This is a genomic window from Undibacterium sp. Ji42W (assembly GCF_049340405.1).
GTDB lineage: Bacteria > Pseudomonadota > Gammaproteobacteria > Burkholderiales > Burkholderiaceae_D > Undibacterium.
Map to the genome: position 1 here is coordinate 1 of NZ_JBMPOV010000075.1, position 309 is coordinate 309.

1 protein-coding gene is annotated in these 309 nt (G+C 51.5%); it reads left to right on the forward strand.

Annotated elements, in window-relative coordinates:
• Window positions 1–309: peptidase dimerization domain-containing protein (locus ACO0LG_RS29655; RefSeq protein WP_423032231.1), on the forward strand; the 309-nt coding region annotated here is incomplete at both ends.

Below are 309 nucleotides of genomic sequence, written 5' to 3' on the forward strand. Positions count from 1 at the left end.
CGATGAAGAATTTGGTGGCGAAGTCGGCCCCGGCTGGATGCTCAAGCATAATCTGATCAAGCCTGACCTGATGATCGCTGCCGGTTTTTCTTACCAGGTCATCACGGCGCACAATGGTTGCTTGCAGATGGAAGTAAGCGTACATGGCAAGATGGCCCATGCAGCTATCCCTGATTCGGGTGTCGATGCCTTGCAGGCAGCAGTGAAAATTTTGAATGCCCTGTATGCGCAAAACACCCTTTACAAACAAGTCACATCGAAAGTCGAGGGCATTACCCACCCTTACCTGAATGTGGGGACGATAGAGGG